Source organism: Kitasatospora sp. LaBMicrA B282 (genome assembly GCF_050325825.1).
GTDB lineage: Bacteria > Actinomycetota > Actinomycetes > Streptomycetales > Streptomycetaceae > Kitasatospora.
In genome coordinates, this window is record NZ_JBNQTI010000315.1 from 1 (window position 1) to 3,864 (window position 3,864).

General features: G+C 76.9%; 2 protein-coding genes and 1 pseudogene. 2 read left to right on the plus strand and 1 reads right to left on the minus strand.

Annotated features, from left to right (window positions below; all coding sequences use genetic code 11):
• Positions 1-708 (plus strand): annotated as a pseudogene (locus ACQRUO_RS38850) (hypothetical protein); the annotation flags it as partial.
• 51 nt (positions 709-759) lie between these two features.
• Complete coding sequence (locus ACQRUO_RS38855) at positions 760-1,704, plus strand: bifunctional riboflavin kinase/FAD synthetase (RefSeq protein ID WP_428320904.1); 945 nt, start codon at positions 760-762, stop codon at positions 1,702-1,704.
• 129 nt (positions 1,705-1,833) lie between these two features.
• Here ACQRUO_RS38855 and ACQRUO_RS38860 read toward each other — a convergent pair.
• On the minus strand, positions 1,834-3,864 hold a 2,031-nt coding region (locus tag ACQRUO_RS38860), incomplete at its 5' end, for an AAA family ATPase (protein ID WP_428320905.1).

Sequence of the window (3,864 nt, forward strand, 5' to 3'; positions counted from 1 at the left end):
GCCGACGCGCCGCCGGCCGGGGGCGCCGCGGCCTCCAGCGCGCTCTCCGACCCGGCGACCCGGCTGGCCGGGCGGCTGCTGCGGGCCCGCCCGGACCGGGCCGAGCTGGTCGCCGAGTACCTGAACCGCCGGCTGGCGCTCGGTACGGCGGTGCGCGGCGACCTGACCGCCCTGCTCGGCGCGCCGCCCGGCGAGCGGCCGGCCATGGTCCGCCGGGCCTTCGTCGTGGTGCTGGCCACACCGCAGGACGGGTCGGCCGAGGGGCTGCGCGCCGAGTTCCTGGACCGGCTGCTGCTGGCCGAGCGGGACCCGGCGGTGCTCGCCGCGGCGCTGGAGCGGCTGGCCAACACCACGGCCCGGCACGGTCCGGCCCGGGCCCGCGCGGTGGTCCGCGGGATCGGCGACGCCTGGGCGCACGGCGAGGGCGGGCCGCAGCACGCGGCGCCCGGCTGGGACGCGCTGCTGGTGCGGTGCGCGGGCCGCTCGGCCGACTTCGCGCAGCTGCTCGCCGAGTGGCCCGCGGCGGACCGGCCGCCGGCCGGCGGGCCGTTGCTGGCCCGGATGCGCGCCCTGCTCGCCCAGGGCCGCGACCCGCAGTACGCCGCCGCGGCCGCCGAACGCACCGCGGTGCGCCCGGTGACCGCCGTGCTGCCGCGTGCAGCAGGTGTTCCGGTGCCGGAGCGCGGACCGGCGCATGGCACGCTATAGGGGATCGAGTTCGAGCATGTGAACAGTGGCGGAAGCAGAGGAGCGGTCAGGGTGCAGCGCTGGCGTGGCCTGGAGGAGATTCCCGGCGACTGGGGACGTAGCGTCGTCACCATCGGTTCCTTCGACGGTGTGCACCTGGGGCACCAGCTGATCATCGATCGGGCGGTTTCCCGGGCCCGTGAGCTGGGCGCCAAGGCCGTGGTGGTGACCTTCGACCCGCACCCGAGCGAGGTGGTCCGCCCGGGCAGCCACCCGGCGCTGCTGGCCCCGCACCCGCGCCGGGCCGAGCTGATGGCCGAGCTCGGGGTGGACGCGGTGCTGGTGCTGCCGTTCACCACCGAGTTCTCCAAGGAGTCCCCGGAGGCCTTCGTCCAGCAGGTGCTGGTGGACGCGCTGCACGCGCGGCTGGTCATCGAGGGGCCCAACTTCCGCTTCGGGCACAAGGCGGCGGGCAACGTGGCGCTGCTGGCCGAGCTGGGCCGGGCGGACGACTTCGAGGTCGAGGTGGTCGACCTGAAGGTGAGCGGCGCGGCCGGCGGCGGCGAGCCGTTCTCCTCCACCCTGGTGCGCCGACTGGTGGGCGAGGGCGACGTCACCGGCGCCGCCGAGGTGCTGGGCCGCCCGCACCGGGTGGAGGGCATCGTGGTGCGCGGCGCGCAGCGCGGGCGCGACCTCGGCTTCCCGACCGCCAACGTGGACACCGTGCCGCACAGCGCGATCCCGGCCGACGGCGTGTACGCGGGCTGGCTGACCGCGGCCGGGGAGCGGATGCCCGCGGCCATCTCGGTCGGCACCAACCCGACCTTCGACGGCACCACCCGCACGGTGGAGGCCTACGCGATCGACCGGGTCGGCCTGGACCTGTACGGCCTGCACGCGGCCGTCGACTTCCTCAGCTACCTGCGCGGGATGGAGAAGTTCGACAGCATCGAGGCGCTGCTCGACCGGATGGCCGCCGACGTCAAGCAGGCCCGCGAACTCACCGAGCCCAGCTGACGAGCCCGGCTGGTCGAGCCCAACTGATCGAGACCAGCTGACGGATCGCCAGGATCCGGCTGGAGCAGGAACACCGATGCGGCGCCCGCCCCGGACCTCGGGGCGGGCGCCGCATCGGTGTGTCACCGGTTACTGCTGGGGCGGGGGCGGCGGGTAGCCGTACCCGGGCTGCTGCGGGGGCTGCTGCTGCGCCGGGTCGACCTGCGGCCACTCCGAGGGCAGCGGCTGTTGCGGGGCAGCGGGCTGCGGTGCAGTGGCCTGGGGGTAGCCGTAGCCGCCGGGGGCGGGCTGCTGGCCGGGCGGCGGGGCGCCCCACGGCTGGGCCGGCGGCGGTGCGCCCCAGGGCTGGCCGGGGTCCTGCGGCCCGCCCGGTACGGGCTGCTGCCCCCACGGCTGCTGCGGCGGGCCCGGGACCGGGCCGGGCGCGGGCTGGCCCCACGGCTGCTGCTGGGGCACGCCCGGCTGCGGCTGCTGGTGCTGCTGCTGCCAGCCGCCGGCCTGGGCGGCCTGCTGGGCGCGGGCGATGTCCTCGCCGACCAGGGTGGCCAGGTCGAAGTAGGCCTCGCGGACCTTGGGCCGCATCAGGTCGAGGTTGACCTCGGCGCCGGCCGCCAGGCTCTCGTCGAACGGCACCACGATCACGCCGCGGCAGCGGGTCTCGAAGTGCGCGACGATGTCCTCGATCCGGATCATCTTGCTGGTCTCGCGGACCCCGGAGACGACGGTGATGCTGCGCTGCACCAGGTCGGCGTAGCCGTGGGCGGAGAGCCAGTCGAGGGTGGTGCTGGCGCTGCTGGCCCCGTCGACGCTGGGGGTGGCGACGATGATCAGCTGGTCGGCCAGGTCGAGCACGCCGCGCATGGCGCTGTAGAGCAGGCCGGTGCCGGAGTCGGTCAGGATGATCGGGTACTGGCGGCCCAGCACGTCGATCACCTGGCGGTAGTCGGAGTCGTTGAAGGTGGTGGAGACCGCCGGGTCGACGTCGTTGGCCAGGATCTCCAGGCCGGTGTGCTGGTCCTGCGAGGTGAACTGGCGGATGTCCATGTAGCTGCGCAGCTGCGGGATGGCGGTGACCAGGTCGCGGATGGTCGCGCCGGTCTGCCGCTTGATCCGGCGGCCGAGCGTGCCGGCGTCGGGGTTGGCGTCGATCGCGATCACCTTGTCCTGGCGCTCGCTGGCCAGGGTCGAGCCGAGCGCGGTGGTGGTCGTGGTCTTGCCCACCCCGCCCTTGAGGCTGATCACCGCGATCCGGTAGCAGCTGAGCACCGGGGTGCGGATGATCCCCAGCTTGCGTTCGCGCTCGGCCGCCGCGGCCTTGCCGCCGAACTTCAACCGCGGGGTCTGCCGCTGCTGCTTGGGCTGGTTCTTCAGCAGGCGGTCGGAGGAGAGCTCGACGGCCGCGGTGTAGCCGAGCGGGGCGCCGTGCGCGGTCGGCTGCTGCTGGCCGCCGGCCGGCCGGAACGCCGCCGGGGCCTGCGGCACCGCCTGCTGGTGCGGGTAGGCGACCGGCGCCGGGTAGGGCTGCTGGCCCGGCAGCGGAGCGGTGGGCTGCGGCTGGACCGGCGCGGGGCCGGGCTGGGTCTGACCGGGGGTCGGCCAGCCGCCCACCTCGCGCGGGTCGACCCGGCCGGGCTGCGGGACTCCCGGCTGGGGCACGCCCGGCTGCGGCACACCCGGCTGGGGGAGGCCCGGCTGCGGCACACCGGGGTGGGCCGCGGCGGGGTCGGGGTAGCCGGGCAGCGGCGCGGTGGGCAGCGGCGCGGTGGGCTGCGGCGCGACGGGCTGGGGGGCGACGGGCTGCGGGGCACCGGGGTGGGCGGCCGTGGGGTCCTGGTAGCCGGGCTGTGCGTACGCGGGCGGCTGGGCCCACGGCGAGCCGGTCCCGGGCTGCGGCTGGCCGGGGTGCCCGGGGTGGCCGGGGTGCGGTGCAGTGGCCTCGGGCTGCGGCTGGCCGGGCTGCGGGTAGGCGGCGCCGGGGTAGCCGGGCAGCGGCGCGGTGACCTGCGGCCCGCCGGGCAGCGGGGCACCAGGCTGCGCGGCGCCGGGGTAAGCCGCGCCGGGGTGGGCCGCGCCCGGGTCGGGGTAGCCGGGGTGCTGGGCGGTGGCGGGCGGCTGGGCCCACGGAGCGCCCGGGCCGGGGCCGGGCGGCGGCGGGAGCGG